At 48.9% G+C, this 18394-nt stretch carries 12 protein-coding genes and 2 pseudogenes; 11 read left to right on the forward strand and 3 right to left on the reverse strand.

The window, feature by feature from the left end:
• Positions 1 to 12: 12 nt before the first annotated feature.
• The 5 genes and pseudogenes from JOE21_RS15410 (at position 13) to JOE21_RS17885 (ending at position 4460) form a co-directional block, all read left to right on the forward strand.
• Positions 13 to 1167, forward strand: coding sequence for an RHS repeat-associated core domain-containing protein (locus JOE21_RS15410; RefSeq protein ID WP_309868132.1), 1155 nt, complete (start codon positions 13 to 15; stop codon positions 1165 to 1167).
• 59 nt (positions 1168 to 1226) lie between these two features.
• Complete coding sequence (locus JOE21_RS15415; RefSeq protein ID WP_309868134.1) at positions 1227 to 1838, forward strand: ankyrin repeat domain-containing protein; 612 nt, start codon at positions 1227 to 1229, stop codon at positions 1836 to 1838.
• A 288-nt stretch (positions 1839 to 2126) separates the two neighbouring features.
• Positions 2127 to 2447, forward strand: a complete 321-nt coding sequence (locus tag JOE21_RS17825; RefSeq protein WP_374709396.1) for an RHS repeat-associated core domain-containing protein — start codon at positions 2127 to 2129, stop codon at positions 2445 to 2447.
• A gap of 21 nt (positions 2448 to 2468) precedes the next feature.
• Complete coding sequence (locus JOE21_RS15420) at positions 2469 to 3155, forward strand: hypothetical protein (RefSeq protein WP_309868135.1); 687 nt, start codon at positions 2469 to 2471, stop codon at positions 3153 to 3155.
• A 155-nt stretch (positions 3156 to 3310) separates the two neighbouring features.
• Positions 3311 to 4460, forward strand: a pseudogene (locus JOE21_RS17885) (IS701 family transposase).
• A gap of 462 nt (positions 4461 to 4922) precedes the next feature.
• On the opposite strand, the gene JOE21_RS15430 reads toward JOE21_RS17885, so the two are convergent.
• The 3 genes from JOE21_RS15430 to JOE21_RS15440 form a co-directional block, all read right to left on the reverse strand.
• A complete protein-coding gene (locus JOE21_RS15430; RefSeq protein ID WP_309868137.1) occupies positions 4923 to 8240 on the reverse strand; it encodes a golvesin C-terminal-like domain-containing protein in 3318 nt (1105 codons plus the stop codon).
• Between the two features lie 783 nt (positions 8241 to 9023).
• Positions 9024 to 9503, reverse strand: coding sequence for a DUF1259 domain-containing protein (locus JOE21_RS15435; RefSeq protein WP_309868139.1), 480 nt, complete (start codon positions 9501 to 9503; stop codon positions 9024 to 9026).
• Positions 9504 to 9631: 128 nt separating this feature from the next.
• Complete coding sequence (locus JOE21_RS15440; protein ID WP_309868289.1) at positions 9632 to 11269, reverse strand: SLC13 family permease; 1638 nt, start codon at positions 11267 to 11269, stop codon at positions 9632 to 9634.
• Between the two features lie 410 nt (positions 11270 to 11679).
• Between JOE21_RS15440 and JOE21_RS15445 the strand changes: the two genes are divergently transcribed.
• The 6 genes and pseudogenes from JOE21_RS15445 (at position 11680) to htpG (ending at position 18119) form a co-directional block, all read left to right on the forward strand.
• Positions 11680 to 12021, forward strand: coding sequence for a hypothetical protein (locus JOE21_RS15445; RefSeq protein ID WP_309868141.1), 342 nt, complete (start codon positions 11680 to 11682; stop codon positions 12019 to 12021).
• A gap of 210 nt (positions 12022 to 12231) precedes the next feature.
• Positions 12232 to 12600 (forward strand): annotated as a pseudogene (tnpA, locus tag JOE21_RS15450) (IS200/IS605 family transposase).
• A 4-nt stretch (positions 12601 to 12604) separates the two neighbouring features.
• On the forward strand, positions 12605 to 13735 hold the full coding sequence (gene tnpB, locus JOE21_RS15455; protein ID WP_309868142.1) for an IS200/IS605 family element RNA-guided endonuclease TnpB: 1131 nt from the start codon (positions 12605 to 12607) through the stop codon (positions 13733 to 13735).
• Between the two features lie 209 nt (positions 13736 to 13944).
• Positions 13945 to 15447: a Na+/H+ antiporter NhaC family protein gene (locus tag JOE21_RS15460; RefSeq protein WP_309868143.1), complete on the forward strand. Its 1503-nt coding sequence runs from the start codon at positions 13945 to 13947 to the stop codon at positions 15445 to 15447.
• Between the two features lie 143 nt (positions 15448 to 15590).
• Entirely contained in the window at positions 15591 to 15962 is a 372-nt protein-coding gene (locus JOE21_RS15465; RefSeq protein ID WP_309868145.1) for a hypothetical protein, read from the forward strand.
• A gap of 279 nt (positions 15963 to 16241) precedes the next feature.
• A complete protein-coding gene (gene htpG, locus JOE21_RS15470) occupies positions 16242 to 18119 on the forward strand; it encodes a molecular chaperone HtpG (RefSeq protein ID WP_309868147.1) in 1878 nt (625 codons plus the stop codon).
• Positions 18120 to 18394: the final 275 nt, after the last annotated feature.

Consider the following 18394-nt stretch of genomic DNA (forward strand, 5'->3'; position numbering starts at 1 on the left):
TATCTGGGGCTGATGGAAGATGTGATCTCGGAAGAAGTGGCGGATGAGATCACGAAGTCCTACCAGTACACGCCTTGGGGCGAGCGCCTGTCCATGGTGAAGCACAACCAGGATGGTTCGAAAGAGGATTCCTTCTACGGCTACAACACTCGTACCGATGTGGAAGTGCTCACGGACGAGAACGGAAATACCCGCGCCACCTATGGTTATACCGCTTACGGCGAAAATGATAGTAAGGCCTTCACCGGAGTGGACAAGCCGGATCCCAACAATCCGGATCAGGAGATCTATAATCCCTACCGCTACAGTGCGAAGCGCTTTGACCCGGCTACCGGCCAATATGACATGGGCTTCCGGGACTACGACCCGGGAATCAACCGATTCCTCACCCGTGATATGTACAACGGGGCCCTGGCGGATATGAGCCTGGGCATGGATCCCTGGACGATGAACCGGTATGCCTTTACCGGTGGGAACCCGGTCTCCCGCGTGGAATTGGATGGACACGATTCCATCTGTGCGCCGCCTCTCAGTTGTAATCCGGATCATATTCAGGATGCGGAAAAGCGTGAAGCGTATGACAAGGAACGAGAAGCTTTAAGGCAAGAAGCTACTGAAGCCATCGCACCATTCGCTGATTTGACTTGGTTGGGAACTTTCGCCGATGTAATGTCCCTAATCGGCGGGCAGGATTTTTGGACTGGTGAGTCGAAACCGCGCTCCGAATCTGCGGCTAATCTTGCCATGACCCCAGTTAAACCTTTTAAGGCAGTTGGCTCTGTACTTGGGTTTGGTGCGAGAGGGGCTAGTGGCGGTGACGGAATAAAGAAACTCCCTCCTTATGATTCTGATAATTACACTACTTTTTGGCGAGTTGTTCAACCTAAAGAACTAGAAGATCTCAGAAAAGTGGGTTATTATAGGAATAAATGGGGGATGGGAGAGGAGAAGTATTTTTCGACCACAAGAGCAGGAGCGATAAAGTATGGAGAAGAAGCACAAAAAAGATATGAAGATGGACCCTATACTCTAACTTCTGCTAGAGCTCCTAAGCACTTTTCGGCCAATCAGTTCGAAATAGAACATGGAATTCAAACAGTCACTTTGGATGGTAATAAATTGGGAGATTTGGGGCCGGTTAGAATATGGCCATACGTAATTAAATAATACAATAAAATGCCAGGTTATTTTGCCTGGCATTTTATTAAATAAAAAGAGGTGAAAGTATGAGAAAAGATATATTTTCTTCAATTACCACAGGGAATGTAGAGGAAGTTAAGTGCTATCTGGATAAAGGAGGAGATCCCAATCTTGCTGATGAGGAGGGATTCACCATATTAATGAGGTCTGTAATGAAAGGGCATGTAGATTTAACTAAAGTTATTGTAGAGGCAGGAGCGGATTGTAATAATCAAAACAAAGGAGGAGCAACTGCACTTCTGATTGCCGCAAGATATTGTGGACATGCTTTTAGGGAAGGAAAAGACATAACTGATTATAAGGAAATTATACACCTATTATTAAATTATGGAGCGAAAATAAACTTTGTTGATCCTGTGTTTGGAACAGTATTGCATGAACTAACAAAAGCGGGGGCTATTAAAATGTTAGAGTTTGTGTTAGAGAAAGGAGCAGACCCTAATTTAACTGATGAAGGGGGATGGACACCTCTTCATTACGCCGTATTTATAGGGAGAATAAAAGTCGCTCAGTTACTACTACAATATGGTGCAAGAAAAAATATAAAAACCCTAGCAGGGGACACACCTATAGACATAGCTCGAAAACTTGGGGCTAAAAGAAATGATATTCTGCGGTTACTTTCCTCAGGCGAATAAACCGGTAATTGGCTAAAGACAGTCCTACCCCATGACCTTGCGCCTGGGGAGACGGTCACCGTCCAAGCCCAGGTGAAAACCCCGATCCAAAGCGATTCGGGCAACAAGCGGGAAGCTTATGTCTTCAAGTGGGACATGCTCAAACGACGGGTGAGTGGCTGTTGGAACAATCGGCAACCGACCTCGGCTTATCCGGCGAAGTGATCTCAGAGCAGGGGTAATCCAGAAGTCTTATCAGTACACGCCTTGGGGCGAACGCCTGTCGATGGTGATCCACAAGGATGACGGATCGAAGGAAGTTTCTTTTTACGGCTACAACACCCGGACGGACGTGGAAGTGCTCACAGACGAGAATGGGAACACCCGCGCCACTATGGTTACACCGCTTACGGGAAGGATGACGAAAAGGCCTTCACTGGAGTGGATAAACCGGACCCGGGGAACCCGGATGAGGATGTGTACAACTCCTATCGCTACAGCGCCAAGCGTTGGGACCCAGCTACGAAGCAGTATGACATGGGCTTCCGGGATTATATCCCAGGGCTAAACCGGTTCCTAACGCGGGACATGCTAGGTAAAATCAACGTCAGAAGCCCGCGCCGCCGTTAGTCGAAATCTAGGAGGGCGAACATGGAAGAAAACTCGATGGTAACATCTATTAATAATTTTCAGTCTGTCTACGACGACTATTTCAAAGCATTAACTCAATATATGATGGCAGAATATGTGGAAAATCATGAGTATAAATTCACCCACCCCACATTATTTGATTTATCTATAGAGTTAATAGCTTCTTTTTATAGTTTACCTGAAGATATTAGAAATAGACTTTTACTATTAAACTTTGAGGCATTCTTACACTGCAACAATCAAATTGATTTTTTTAGCTTTCGCATTTTTCTATCTAAGAAAAACAGATTTCAAAAGTTGGTGACTATTGCAGAAAGAGTAGATGCAGAACTGAAATGTGCAACTCTGTTTATAGAGCAGGGGGTTTTTGAGGAGTATGGTAAGCAACCATTACCTAATCACGATTTTTATAAAGAGCATTACATAAATACAAATCTCTTTAAAGAGATACAAATAGAGAGTCAGTCTACTGAAGAGACAGTACACATCTCTGATAATCAAGATAAGATTATGCATTCTGAAACAAACACTATTAGTGAAGGTAGCCCGGAAAACAAGAATATATTCTCAGTATATAATGAAAGTTTAAAGAAAGGTGAGGAAGTAATCACCAATACAAATAACTTCGTTGATAAATTTAAATATTCAATTATTCTATTTAAGGACATTTTTAAGCTATTCAATTAGACATCGCCTAACACCGTGTTCCAGCTTCAGGCTAGTACTACAGTTGTAATGAATTGATTTATAGTATAAACTCCTGAAATAAGAAGAAAGAATCGGGAGGAATCCCACTGAGCTCGCAAGATCCCTGTCAAACCCTTCATTCACCTTGTGACGAAATGTCTGACTGGTCAAAAGCGTTTGAAGCGTTGGTCGAACGAATCGGGATCCATTTTAGCCCTCTGAAACCCGGCAGCGATGCCAATCGTATCTTCAAGGGTTACTCAGTACCGTGGACCGAAAAAACGGATGGCAATTGGCCGAATATGCCGGGGATTTCACCCTTTACGGCATTCAGTATCTGTTGGGACGAGCCCGGTGGGATGCCGACGCCGTTCGGGATAAGATTTGCAGCAATATGTGTTGAAACACTTGGCCCACCCCGAAGGAATCATTGTGGTGGACGTAACGGGATTTCTTAAAAAAGGACGTCAATCGGCAGGGGTGCAACGACAGTACAGCGGAACAGCCGGTCGGATTGAGAACTGTCAGATTGTTATGTCAGTCCCAAAGGGGCCACGCTGATCGACCGCCGTCTGTATTTACCCAAAAGCTGGACAGAAGAACCTTCCCGTTGCCGGAAAGCCGGGATTCCTGAGAAAGTCGGCTTTGCCACCAAACCTCAGCTGGCGCGTCAGATGTTGCAACATGCTTTCCAAAGCGGTCTTCCCGTACAGTGGGTGACCGGGGACGTGGTGTATGGTCATGATCGTTTGCGGCTGTGGCTGGAGGAGCAACAGTAGCCCTATGTTCTCGCTGTATCCGCGAAAGAGTCCGTTTATATCGGCTGGGAAGCATATCAGGTACGAGATTTGGCTTTTGGAACCAAAGAAGGCAAGTGGGTCCGTCTTTCTTGTGGAAATGGTGCGAAAGGCCTCCGCGAATATGAATGGGTCCGGTATCCCATCCATGGTTCCTCTGCCCCCCAATGGTTGCGTTGGCTGTTAATTCGTCGTCATCCGGATGAAAAGGAAGACGTTGCATACTATATCGTCTATGCTCCCAAGAGTTCCCCTCTCCTCTTTCGTTCAGGTGGCCGGTTCTCGCTGGGCGGTGGAACCATACTTTCAGGAAGCCAAAGGAGAAGTGGGGCTGGATCACTACGAGGTTCGTTCATGGACGGGATGGTATCGACACATCACCTTGGCTATGTTTGCTCATGCCTTTTTAACCGTATTACGAGTACAAGGAATTCCATCAGAACCTCGAAAAAAGGGGAGTGGTTTCTTCCAGAGCTTGACTGCTTTCAAACGCAGCTGGGGACTGTGATTTCCCTGACGGTTCCAGAGGTACGACGACTTCTGGAAAAAGTCCTTTGGCAAAGGATTGCTCCTGTGATACATTTTTTGGCTTGGTCTTATTGGCGTAGACGACATCAAGCCATTGCTCAGTTTCATCACTACCGAAAACGTATGATTGTTACATAATTACAACTGTAGTACTAGTCCTGCAGTTGCATTTGTACTAAAAGTACATGTGAGCGTGGGTGGGTCGGGCTGGCGGGCTACCTTCGATCTCTTGCAAAAAACGTAAAGGATCTCAGCCATCCCGCCACCCTCCCTTCTCACATCTCACCGGCTCTTGTAAACACAACTGTAGTTCTAGGGAGAGACTTGTGCTCGATGAGTGCAAAGGATCTCAGCCCGCCTTACCGGTCCTCACCATAACATCATAAAAACTTAAATGACCAAACACACCCGGTGTATACCGGGTGTGTTTGGTCACAGCTTTCTATTGCTTTACCAGTCGGACCGCGTCGGCGATTAAGGTTCCGTCCGCTTTGTCGGTAAGAACGACTTTGGCAGTGCCGGCCTCAAAGTTGTAGGTGCCGACATAAACCCACTTGCCGTTGTTTTGGGTTTGGTTGATATTCACCGTGCTGGGTCCCCCGACGTGATGAATGGTGAAGGGGGCGTTGGTGGCCCGGTTGGGATTGGCCATGTGCTTTACATATAGATGGTAGGAACCCGATTCCGGAACGCCGAGATTCCAGGTAAAGGAGTCTTGACCGGTACCCGGGCGGTTCCAGAAGTAGTCGGTTCCATAGAAGGTTTTAATACCGACGGTTGAGTTCCATTCTCCCACCGCTTTGTTGCCTGAATCGGTATTGTCGGAGGTGATGGTGGTGGGAACCTTTTCGATTTTAATGGCGTCGGCGATCAAGGTTCCGTCCGCATCGTCGGAGAGGACGACCTTGGCGGCGCCTTTGTCAAATTTGAAGGTACCCAGTTCCACCCATTGGCCGCTGTTGGCCCGCTGGTCGATCAGTTGCTTGGACGTTCCCCCGCTGTGATGGATGGTGAAGGGGGCGTTGCTGGCCCGGTTTTGGTTGGATTGATGCTTTTCGGAAATGCGATAGTAGCCGGATTCGGGAATGTTGAAATTCCAGGTGAAGGTATCACCGGTTCCCGGCCGGTTCCACAGATAGTCGGTGCCGACGAACCGTTTGATGGCGTTGGTGGAGGTCCATACCCCGACGGCTTCCGTATCCGGGTGTTTATTGTCGATCACTTCCGTATAGGGAACCGGTTCAATCTTGATGGCGTCAGCGAGCAGGGTCCCGTCCGCATCGTCGGAGAGGACGACTTTGGCTGCGCCTTCGTCAAATTTAAAGGTGCCCAGTTCCACCCATTGGCCGCTGTAGGCCCGCTGGTCGATCAGCTGTTTGGTCGATCCCCCGCTGTGATGGATGGTGAAGGGGGCGTTGCTGGCCCGGTTCTGGTTGGGTTGATGCTTTTCGGAGACCCGGTAGTAGCCGGCTTTGGAAATGTTGAAATTCCAGGTGAAGGTATCGCCGGCTCCCGGTCTACTCCACAAATAATCGGTTCCGTAATGGTCCTTGATCGCATTGGAGGAATTCCATTCCCCGACTGCTTTATTCCCAGGGGAGGTATTGTCCACAATTTGAGCATGAGGAACCAGTTCAAATTTCACCGCGTCGGCAATCACGTACCCGTCCGCATCGTCGCTTAGGGTCACTTTACCGGGAGTTCCCTGTTTGAAGTTAAAGTCTCCCAATTCGACCCATTTTCCGCCGTTTTTCCGTTGATCGATCCGGTAAGTCGTTTTCCCGTCGGCGTAGGTGACGGTGTAGGGGGCGTTGCTGGCCCGGTCCGATGCGGCGGCATAATGGACAAAGACCCGATACATTCCATTTTTGGGCGGGTTCAATGTCCAGGTGAAGGTGTCATTGCCGGATCCCGCTGCGTTGGGTTGATAGTCGCTCCCGTAATAACCTGAAACATTTTTGGAGGAAGGCCAGTTTCCTTTAAATGAGGTGTCGGAATCCTTATTGTCAATAATGACGGTATGGGATTCTTCCGGATCCGCATCCGCCGGCGGTTGGTCGGCCGTTTTTTGCAAGCGGATGGCATCGGCGATCACATAGCCGTCGGCATCATCCGTCTGTACGATTTTATTGGCTCCCGAGTTAAACTCATAGGTTCCGATGTCCACCCAGGTGCTTCCATTTTCCTTCTGGTTGACCCGCTGGGTGATTACTTCATCTTTTGTATGAATTTCATACGGAGCATTGGTGGCCCGGTCAAAGGCTGATGTATAGTGGACCAAAACCCGGTAGCTTCCCGGTTCGGGGAGCTCGAAATTCCACGTGAACGTGTCTAGGTTAAAGCCCCAGCCGCCGGCACTTGCCTGGTAGTTGGATCCGTAGTAACCGGAGACGTTGGTGGATGTTACCCAATCGCCTTTCGCTTCATTGGCCGGGTCCATATTGTCGATAGTGATGGTGCCGTTTGATCCTTCCAGCTTGGAAACAACGCCTTGGCGGATCTCGTTTAGCTTTTTGTGAGTGAAACCGCCGGGACAGGCCGTGTAGGCTCTGGGAAAATCCTTATGCCCCTGAAGGGTAGGAACATCCGGATCTTTTTTGGGAATGTTGGGGTTGTCATATTCGTAATTGCGGACAAAATCTTTCTTTCCCATGGGGTCGATACCGTGCAAGTCCGCCTGATAAGCCAGCAACTCTTCCAACGCTTCTTGCATATGTCCGGGAAGGTCTGCTCTCTCAAAATTGCCCAGCATGGATACGCCGAAGGAACCGTTATTAAAGCTGTAGGTGTGGGCACCGACCACACCCGGTGTGAGAACTTCGTCGTCTTTCCCTTTGCGGCCTTCATAGATTTTTCCGTTATAACCGATGATCGCGTTATAACCGATATCTCCCCATCCGCGTGTTTTGGCATGGAAGTAATAAATATTGCGGATTCGTTCTTCCGGGGTGATTCCGTTACTCTCATCCGTGTTGGGGGTATCCGTATGGTGGACGGAAAGGTGGGTGACGGATTCCGCATACTGGCGGGGCCAGTCTTCCTCACCGTCGATGTACCGAAGGGATTCATCAGCCCCCCAGCCGGCTCTGCTGACGATGTCGGGTCGGTTCACAGCCGCTTCCACCGAATCGAAAATCATGGAACCCAGGGATACCATCTGGGTATCGGTTTTTGCTGTTTCCTGGTCTTCCTTGGAGTTTAAGGCTGTCAGTTTGATGTCGGAGATGCGGGGTTTCTTCCCTCGGTTGCTCTCCATATGCACCTTAAACTGCATATAACGACCGGTTTCAAAGATCAGCTCGCTGAAAGTTTCTTCAGATACCTCATCATCCGGCCCCATGATGTGTTCCGTATGGACTTCATGCCATTCCGTCCAGTCTTCGCCGTCGTCAGAGACCCGCAAATACAGATGTACCGACTCGTTGGGCTTTTGTTTCGACTGGCCGGGAGTTTCATCCATCCAGTGAACACCGACAGCGGTAAATTCCATTTCCGCAGGGATCGGGGAGGAGATGTACTCACCCGAATTTCCCTGTCCCCCGGGTGTCAGAACCCCTTTTTTTCCTTTTGGCTCCACATTGACATTTTGTGCCTTCCCCTCGGAATAATCCTCAGGGGTTTTAAAATGGAGTTCGGTAGCCTTCGTTTGGATGGCTTGGGGTTGGGCATTGGTAGGAATGAAAGGAAAAAAGAAGAGAATAAAAAGCGCCAACATACTTACAAAAAATACCTGAACAGTCTTGGGACGAGCAAAATTCACAATAGTTCCCCCTTTTGAAAAAAAAGACCCTTCCATTATAAATGATAATCGACAATAAATAAATAGATTATAATAGATAGAGGGTGAATCTTGTTCCAAAATAGTATATTTATTAGTGAAATCATGATAGGAGGGTTATGGCCGACCGCATACAAGACCCGCTCGTCGTGATGGTTGTAACAGCTCGTTATGGGCCGGCTAGTAGGAAAGATCCTCCGGTCCGATTCCTGCCGATTTGAGCCGTTGGAGTGGAGCCCGGGCTGTCTTTTTTACAACTGGCCGTTGTAAAACTTCCCCGTGGGTTCTAACATTCAAATCTACGGTTGTCTGTATGCTTGATAAACGAGAAGAAGGGTGAAAGTAAGGAGGACAATCATAAAATTATAATCTCCGTATCCAACTGTTTCAAAAAGAAGTGGAAATCCGAGAAGCAGGCTATAAAAAGGAATAGAAACGAGATATCGTCGCTTCTTATTCCCTTCAATGAATACATAGTTTTCTCTGAAATAGGCATTCTCACACGAACTTTTTTCACCTTTTTCTTCCGTAATAATCCAATCTCCAGGTGTTGCTGTTACCGTTCCTGTAGGTGTGTGTATCGTTACTTCTTTGTTGGTTCGATAGGCTTCAACGGTGATGGGACGGGCCAGGAATTTTCCGCTTCTACTACTCCTAAAAAAAGTATCGTGAAACGATAAATAGACAGGTGATAAGAAAGCGGAGTCTTCACGAAAAGTACATAGGAAAACCCGCTCACCACGAGCGGGCGTACCGGTTGTTATCCTAATGTGATGGAACCGTCGTCGCCTGAACGGCTTGTTTGACGGTGGTTGCCAGCTCCACCGGATCACCCGATCCCTGGAAATGGAGATAAAGGATGCGGGGGTGTTCATGGATCCAGTGGTTGTGAAGAGCACTGACGGAAATCCCGGATTGACGGACGCGATCGATCACCGGGTTGATTTCTTTTTCCAAGAGAGCAAACTCGGCCGTTAGATATCCTTTTTTTCCTGTTTTAATGATGTGAGCCGAGAGCTCCAAATCCAGCATTTCTCCGGGAAGCGGAACTCCTTCTAGACGTGCTTTGATATCCTCCCGGGGGATGATAATGGTGCAAATCCCCTTTTCCAAAGTGGCCGGGAGCCCCGTTTCTTGTTTGATCTGCTGGCAAAATGACTCCTCAGCATGCAGTGTCTGTGTGGACCACATCGAGAGAAGACTAATCGTGAAAAGAACGATTAGAATCCACGATCTCCATCTCATGCCAATCATCTCCCTGATCCTGATGGGAGTAAGATTCCCTGAGGAAAAACCGCTGATACACGAGGGATAAATATTTCACTCTACGAAAAGAGACCCCCTCATCGGATGAGGGGTCTCTTTTGGATTGATTACTTCAAATCGGCGGGGTGGACGGTCATGTCGATGCCCCATGCGATCGGGAGGAAGAAATAGACCGTGATGACGACCAATGCTAGCGCGAACAAGTTGATCCAGAAACCGGCTTTCGCCATTTCGGTGATTTGCACCTTCCCGGTGGCGAACATAATGGCGTTGGGCGGCGTTCCCACGGGCAGCATGAACGCACAGTTGGCAGCCATGGCGGCCGGCACCATCAGGGCATAGGGATGGATATTGATCGCCAGGGCCAGAGAGGCCAAAATCGGCAGAATCATGGTGGCGGTGGCGGTGTTGGAAGTGATCTCGGTGAGGAACAACACCAACGCGGCGGCAGTGATCACGATCAGAAGGAAGTGGATGCCTTCCAATACCGTCAGCTGATTTCCGACCCATTCGGCCAAGCCCGACTGTCCGAATCCTGCGGCGATGGCGAGGCCCCCGCCAAACAGAAGCAACACACCCCAGGGAACTTCCCGGGAGACTTCCCAGTCGAGCACCCGCTTTCCCTTTTGTGCGGCAGGAATCAGGAAGAGGGCGACAGCGGCTGTGATGGCGATCATGGTGTCACTGATGCCGGGGATGAGGCCGTCCCAGAGAAAGGAGCGGGTAATCCACATAAAGGCGGCGAAAAGGAAGACAGCCAGGACGGCTTTTTCTTCAGAACGGGTTTTGCCTAAGGCATCCTTTTCCCGTTGGATCAACTCTTTCCCGCCGGGGAGCGCTTTCATTTCCGCCGGATAAATGATGCGGGAAAGGTACAACCAGGTGCAAATCAGAAGTACCAGACTTAAGGGGGTGGCAAACAGCATCCAGCCGGCAAAGGAAATTTGCACCCCGTACAACGAGGAGACCATGGCGGCCAGAATCACATTGGGCGGGGTTCCGATGAGCGTGGCCAGCCCTCCGATGGTTCCGGCGAAACCGGTGCCCAGGATCACCGACTTTTCAAAGTTCCCTTTCCGTTCGGGATAATCCGGTGACCGTTTTTTCAAGGTTTGTGACACTTGATAAATAATGGCGGTTCCAATCGGGATCATCATCATAACGGCGGCGGTGTTGGAGATCCACATGGACAAAAAGGCGGTGGCGCACATGATACCTAGTATGATCCGCTGGGTGCTTGTCCCGATCAGAGAGATGATGTTAAGGGCCATCCGCTTGTGAAGTCCCCATTTTTCCATCGCCAGGGCGATCATGAAACCGCCCAGAAACAAGAAGACGATGGGGTCCCCGTAAGCGGATGTGACCACATCCCCCTCCAGGGCACCGGTAAGCGGCAACAGGATCAGCGGCAACAGGGAAGTGGCCGGAATGGGAATCGCTTCTGTAATCCACCAGACCGCCACCCACAGGGTAGCGGCCAAAACCGCCTGTCCCTCCCAGCTTAAACCGTCGGGGGAGAATAGGAACAACGCCCACAGGAACAAGACGGGTCCCAGAAACAAGCCCACCAGTTGGGACCGTTTGTAGCTGGGGGGTTGCGGATCCGTTGCGGCTTTTGCGTCTGTGGTGGACAAGGGTGTGGATTCCGCTTTCTTTTTCGGTAAAGCGAAACGCAGGATCCGTTTCGTTTGGGAATGAGATTGCCATAAAAGATTCCAGGCTGAGGCGACAAAGGATCTAGCCATCATGACTCAACCACCTTTCCATTAGATAAAGCGCTTACAAAATGAAGGATAAGAACCCATGAAACCATGAACCTTTTTTCTTATCCTAAATGGTTCCGAATGTTTAATGAAGATTGGTTAATTAAAATAAGACTTTTGAAACTAAAGTAAGTGGTCTGAAGGGATTCCGAATTATTCAGATACGTCCCAAAGGATGATGGTGAAAGACGCATAAAAAATGGCGGAAACCTTGGGTTTGACTGAAGTGTCGGTTATTCATTGGGAACCTTTTATTCAACAAAATAAAGGATTTTCACCCCTTAAATTAGAAGTTTATATATAGGTATAATGGATTACTCAATCGATCCCATGCCCGTCAGCAGGGGTGACAGAGTGGACTATGGAGAAGCTTACGGGAAAGGAGAATGGATGTGACTGCTTTGCGAAAGGTTCTGGAAGTATATGTCCATGCCTGCCGACAACAAGGAATCGCGTGGGAAGGGGGGAATTATCAGGCTGCGTCTGAATGCCGCGGGATCAAGGGGATGCATCTTCAGAAGTTGAAGCGATCGGAAAAAGGGATTCGGGCGTTGGTGGCATTGATGGATCATGAAGATGTGTATGTTCGGTTGAGCGCTTCAGTTCATTCCCTTCCTTATGATGAATCTCGGGCCGTTGAAACCCTGCGGGACATTCGCGAAACGGCTGGTATTCCCGGCTTTCATGCGGAGATGGCGTTAAAGGAGTGGGAGAAGGGGAATTTGAAAGTGTGATCAGGGATGGGATGACATTTTATATCTTTGCGAGTGAGGAAACCCCTAGCATTAGATATGGGGATGAAAGCGAGCGTCAGACAAGGGAGGGGTGTTTTTTATCCCTCTCGCAAGTTTGACCATCTTTTCGGTTCTAACTTGACCTATCTAATATTTGTTTTAAAATTAACAATAGATGATAAATTTGAGAACCGTTCAAAGTAACCGAATATCGTATATGACTGCAACTATCATGTCGTTTTTTGTCCCAAATACCGACGGAAAGTATTCGTTTCGCCTGTAAGTGATCGACTGAAAGATCTGTTCATAGAAAAAGCAAGAGAGCTTGAAGCTACGATTTCAAATATGAAGATCATGCCTGACCATGTGCATTTACTCATACAATGTGATCCCCAATTCGTATCCATAAGGTAGTCAAGCATCTCAAGGGATATACATCGAGAGTGCTAAGAAATGAGTTTCCCCATTTAAAATCACGCATCCCCTCCTTATGGACAAACTCCTACTTTGTTGCGACGGTTGGAAACGGTAAACCTCGATGTAATCAAGCAATACATTGAAAATCAGAAAGGGAGGTGAACCGATGCATCAAGCATTCAAATTCCGCATCTATCCGACGAAAGCACAAGCTACGCTGATAAACAAGTCGATCGGGTGCAGCCGATTTGTGTTCAACCAGTTCCTCGCGAAGTGGAACGATACCTATGAAAGAACGGGAAAAGGTTTGACCTATGGGAGTTGTTCGGCTCAACTAACTCAGTTAAAAAAAGAACTCGATTGGCTACGAGAAGTCGATTCCACGTCGCTCCAGAATACGCTGAAACACCTCGCTGACTCCTTTTCTCGTTTCTTCAAAAAACAGAATGACCGCCCTCAATTTAAAAGTAAGCGCAATCGCGTGCAATCCTACACGAGCCAATGCAACCATCCGAAGAGAGGGAGGCCGACTATTGAAGTCAAAGGGAATCGAATGAAACTACCGAAACTCGGTTGGGTGAAGTTCGCCAAGTCCCGTGAAGTCAAAGGGCGCATTCTTTCCGCTACCATCCGCCGTCATCCCTCGGGTAAGTACTTTGTATCCGTGCTGTGTGAGATCAACCAGTGCTCCTATGTTCCAGTAGAGAAAGAAAAAGCGGTGGGTGTAGACTTGGGGTTGAAAGACTTCGCGATTTTGACCGATGGTACCAAGGTCAAACCACCTCGGGTTTTCCGGCAGGTTGAAAAGAAATTGGCAAAAGCCCAGCGGACTATGAGCCGACGAACCAAGGGCGGTTCCAATTGGAACAAAGCACGGATCCAGGTGGCTCGCCTTCATGAGAAGATCGTGAACGCGCGCCATGACTTCCTACATAAGCTGTCCTCGAAGCTGATTCGTGAAAACCAAACGATCTGCATCGAAGACTTACAAGTGAAAAACATGGTGAAAAATCATAAGCTAGCCAAATCCATCACGGATGCATCCTGGTCGGAGTTTGTCGCCATGCTCACCTACAAAGCAACATGGCATGGAAGAACGATGGTAAAGGTGGGGAAGCAGTTCCCTTCCAGTCAGCTGTGTTCCTCCTGTGGTTACCGAAACAAGGATGTGAGGAATCTGAACCTTCGGGATTGGACATGCCCTGCCTGTCACCAGCATCATGATCGAGATCTTAATGCGGCCTGCAATATCTTGCAAGAAGGACGACGATCCCTTGCGGTCGGGCAGACCGTTTAAGCTTGGAAATGATCCTGTCAGTAGACGGGAGCTCCCAAGAATCCCTTGCTTTTGCGTGGGGAGTGTCAAATGCGATAAAATGATGGCGGTTCCGTGACAACGGACGGATGTCTTCAATCTGTGGAATTGCCCTCTATTTTCAACTTGTAAAAGACTAAAGAAGTCCGTTGACGGACAATCGATTGCTGGAATGGGAGGGGAAATGAAACATGGCAAACCTGCAGGAAAAGCATCAGGAGGAGGCACTGGTTGAAGCAGCGGGCAGCCGACGTGTCCAGCGTCTTGAATTTCGCTTGGGTGCTTTCGGTGCCGCGGTGCCCATGTTGTTTTTTGTGGTGTGGGCGGTAACAACCAGTGTGTTGAAACTCAGCTCCGAGCTGGGCTTGGTGATCGGTGCCCTCATGGGGTTGGCCGTCGGGTTGCTTTTGTGCAAAAGCAAGTGGTCTGACTATGCGCAGGGCATTTTTGACGGAATGGCCCAACCGGTGGGTGTGATCGCCATTGTGGCCTGGTTTTGGGCGGGAATGTTCGCCCAGGTTCTGCGCTCCGGCGGTTTGGTGGAAGGATTGGTCTGGCTGGGGGATGTTTCCGGTGTGACCGGCTCCCTGTTTGTGGCGTTAACCTTTCTGTTGGCGGCTGTCTTCTCTACCGCCGTAGGAACCGGTTACGGTACGACAGTGGCGTTCTGTACCTTGATGTATCCGGCGGGTGTGGCTGTGGGTGCGGACCCGGTCATGCTGTTTGCGGCCATCTTAAGTGGTGCGGCATTCGGGGATAACCTGGCACCGGTTTCCGACACCACCATCGTGTCCGCTACCACCCAGAACGCGGATGTACCGGGTGTGGTTCGTTCCCGTTTTAAATATAGCATTGTGGCGGCTGTACCGGCGGTGATCCTGTTTGCCATCTTTGGCGGCGGAGGCGAAGGAGTCAACGATCCCGCTGCACTGGCGGTGATGCAGGAGGCTGCCAACCCTGCGGGATTGGTTCTGTTAATCCCGTTTGTGTTGGTGATTGTGTTGGCATTATCGGGGCAGCACCTGATCACGTCCCTGACTTGGGGAATTCTCAGCTCCATCCCTGTCATTGTGTTGGCCAACCTGGGAAGCATCAGTGATCTGATCCGGTTTAACCCGAATTCCGATCATGTGGTGGAAGGGGCCTTGATCGACGGGGTTGCCGGTTATATGAACATGGCGATCCTGATCCTGCTGATTGTGGCGGCGTCGCACCTGTTGCGACTGGGCGGCACCATGGAAGTGATCGTCCGGGGATTAACCAAGTGGATTCAGGGGATTACCCGCCGGGCGGAACTGGCCATCTGGGGAATCGTCTCCCTGATGAACAGTGCTATCACGATCAACACCGCTGCGGAGATCGCGGCTGCCCCCTTTGTACGGGAGATCGGGGAGAAGCAAAAAATTCACCCTTATCGGCGTGCCAACTTCCTTGACGCCATCAGTTCGGCGCTGGGTTATATCTTCCCCTGGAGCGCGGCGTTGATCCTGGGTTGGTCGACGATTGGCGCCATGCAAGGGGAATACGCATGGTTACCGGTGGTAAGCCCCACCTCGGCGTTCCCCTTTGTTTTCCACGGCTGGTTCCTGGTTCTGGTCATGCTGATTGCGGCGTTAACAGGATGGGGACTGCGGTATGAAGGCAAAGACGGGGAAGAATTGAAAGAACAGCCTAAAGAAGAACGGGAATCCTGACGGTTTTTTCTCTCTAGGGCCTGTCTGGTCATTCAATCTTCCGTGAGTAGAGGGTCGGTATGGATTGTTCAGACACGCCCTAACAGGCCGCTTCCATAAGAGGCGGCTTGTTTCCGTTATAATGATAGAGGGAGGGTGGATAGGTGAAAGTGAAAACGATGGTGGAAACGATGGACTTTCGACACAGCATCTTGGAACGAGTGGAACGGGATTCCACAGGGGAACGGGTTGTACTGGGCATTTACCTGTGCCACTGGATGCAGCCGGACTATGAAGAGGGGCCCGAAATGGTTCGTGGAACGTTAGTCATTTCCGGTGTCCGCAAAAGCTTTGTCGATCCCGCTCCGGAATCGCTGCCGATCCAGGATGAAACCATCCAGGGCGTGCGGATTCTCCACCTGGATGGGGATGAATGTACCGTGGAGTGGATATTAGAAAGAGAAGGAATGGGAGGCGTTAGTCTCAGGCGGATCCGGTTGGCGGCCCGGGAAGCCGAGTGGCGGACCGGATCATGAAAGGGAGAGAAAACTCACCTCAACCGTCTAATCCTGAATCGGGATTTTCGGGAATCCCTTCTTTATGTATAAAAAGTAGCCGCCGGCTTTGTTGGGGCCGGCGGTTTTATGATGCTCCACTTGTCAATGGGCGCCTGTTTATGCGGGCATCCTTCGGAATATATTGACATAGGGAATGAAATGAGTAACATAGGAAATGGATTAGCACTCGAACCAAGCGAGTGCTAATCCATTGAAGCTTGTACAATCAACTTTTTACTTTAAAAAGGAGAAGTGATGATGGAGAAGAAGGAATTTAAGGCAGAATCAAAGCGTCTCCTTGAAATGATGGTCCATTCAATTTACTCGCAAAAGGAGATTTTTTTACGTGAATTGATTTCCAATGCGAGTGACGCCATGGATAAGATGTATTACAAAGCGTTGACCGATGACACCATCGACTTTGATCAAGAGAGGTTTTACATTAAAATCTCGGCCGATAAAGACAAGCGCACCTTGACGATTACCGACACCGGGATCGGCATGACCAAGGATGAGCTGGAAAAAAACCTGGGCACGATTGCCGAAAGTGGATCCCTCGCCTTTAAAAGAGAACATGAGATCCAAGACGGCCATGATATGATTGGCCAGTTTGGTGTCGGTTTCTACTCCGCCTTTATGGTCGCCCAAAAGGTGACGGTGCTGTCGAAAGCATTTGGAAGTGACGAGGCGTATCAGTGGCAATCGGACGGGGTGGACGGCTATACCATCCAGCCGGCTGAAAAAACGGAAACCGGTACGATGGTAACGATTCAACTAAAAGAGAATAACGATGATGAAAACTACGATGCGTTCCTGGAAGAACATCGCTTGAAGAGCATCATTAAGAAGTATTCCGACTTTATCCGTTATCCGATTAAAATGGATGTCACCGTCTGGAAGAAGAAAGAAGACAGCAGCGAAGATATGGAATCGCACGTGGAAGAGCAGACGGTTAACAGCATGGTGCCCATTTGGCGGAAAAACAAGAACGAACTGACCGATGAAGACTATTTAAACTTTTACTCAGAAAAACGCTATGGATTCGACAAGCCGCTGACCCATGTTCATATTAAAGTGGACGGGACGATCCGCTACCATGCCATTTTGTTTATCCCCGAAACCCTTCCGTTTAACTACTATACCAAGGAATTTGAAAAAGGGCTGGAGCTGTATTCCAACGGTGTCCTGATTATGGACAAATGCCCGGATCTGCTGCCGGATACCTTCAGCTTCGTTAAAGGGATGGTCGATTCCGAAGACTTGTCTCTCAACATTTCCAGAGAGATTCTTCAACAGGACCGTCAGCTGAAAATGATCGCCAAAAACATCAAAAGCAAAATCAAAAGCGAATTGAAGTCACTACTCAAAAATGAACGAGAAAAATATGAGACCTTTTATCAATCCTTTGGCCGCCAGTTGAAATACGGCGTATACAGCAATTTCGGCAGCAACAAGGAAGACTTGCAGGATTTATTGCTGTTCTACTCTTCCAAGGAGAAAAAGCTTGTCACTTTGGAAGAATACGTTTCGAGAATGCCGGAAGATCAGAAAGTGATATACTATGCCACCGGCGATTCCTATGCACGGATTGAAAAACTGCCGCAAACGGAACTGGTGGCCGATCAAGGGTATGAAATCCTCTACTTCACCGAAGATATCGATGAATTTGCCATCAAGATGATGCGAAGCTACAACGACAAAGCGTTTCAATCCGTCTCCAGCGGGGACCTCGATCTGAATCCGGAGGATGAAAAGAAAGAAGAAGTAACGGAAGACCATCAAGCGCTGGTTACCGAAATGAAAACCATCTTGGGTGATAAAGTGAAAGATGTCCGCATTTCCAAACGGTTGAAGTCCCATCCGATCTGCTTGACGACGGAAGGGGAAGTCAGCATTGAAATGGAGAAGGTTCTGCAATCGATGCCGGACCAAAACCAGCATATCCAAGCGGACAAAGTGTTGGAGATCAACCGCAATCACGATGTTTTCCAGTCGTTAAAACAAGCCCATGAAAGCGACAAGGATCGATTGGCGCTTTACACCAACCTGCTGTATAACCAGGCGCGTCTGATTGAAGGTCTGCCCCTGGAAGATCCCGTCGCCTTTACGAACGACATGTGCAAAATCATGGATTGATGGGATTTAAGGTTAAATCGAGTGGTATGATAGATGCGAACCATTGATTTCAATATATAGTTATGTAATGAATAACCCCAGGGAGTGATTGATCCTTGGGGCTATCTTTTTTCAATAATAGGGGGGAGATGATCATGAAAGGGATTGTATTATCGGAATTAATGGAGGATCGTTGCTTCGGTGCAAGGATGACAGCTTTATCGATAACCCTAGGACTGTTTGGTTATCATTAATTTGTTAACAGGGTTGACGAGGGCGGATTTTATCAACGGGGA

It is taken from the genome of Desmospora profundinema, assembly GCF_031454155.1.
GTDB classification, from domain to species: domain Bacteria; phylum Bacillota; class Bacilli; order Thermoactinomycetales; family DSM-45169; genus Desmospora; species Desmospora profundinema.

What these genes read in the sequence shown, in the direction of transcription:
- JOE21_RS15410 (WP_309868132.1), top strand. Translation starts at nt 13, where the DNA reads ATGGAAGATGTGATCTCGGAAGAAGTGGCGGATGAGATCACGAAGTCC.
- JOE21_RS15415 (WP_309868134.1), top strand. Translation starts at nt 1,227, where the DNA reads ATGAGAAAAGATATATTTTCTTCAATTACCACAGGGAATGTAGAGGAA.
- JOE21_RS15420 (WP_309868135.1), top strand. Translation starts at nt 2,469, where the DNA reads ATGGAAGAAAACTCGATGGTAACATCTATTAATAATTTTCAGTCTGTC.
- JOE21_RS15435 (WP_309868139.1), bottom strand. Translation starts at nt 9,503, where the DNA reads ATGAGATGGAGATCGTGGATTCTAATCGTTCTTTTCACGATTAGTCTT.
- JOE21_RS15440 (WP_309868289.1), bottom strand. Translation starts at nt 11,269, where the DNA reads ATGGCTAGATCCTTTGTCGCCTCAGCCTGGAATCTTTTATGGCAATCT.
- tnpB (WP_309868142.1), top strand. Translation starts at nt 12,605, where the DNA reads ATGCATCAAGCATTCAAATTCCGCATCTATCCGACGAAAGCACAAGCT.
- JOE21_RS15460 (WP_309868143.1), top strand. Translation starts at nt 13,945, where the DNA reads ATGGCAAACCTGCAGGAAAAGCATCAGGAGGAGGCACTGGTTGAAGCA.
- htpG (WP_309868147.1), top strand. Translation starts at nt 16,242, where the DNA reads ATGGAGAAGAAGGAATTTAAGGCAGAATCAAAGCGTCTCCTTGAAATG.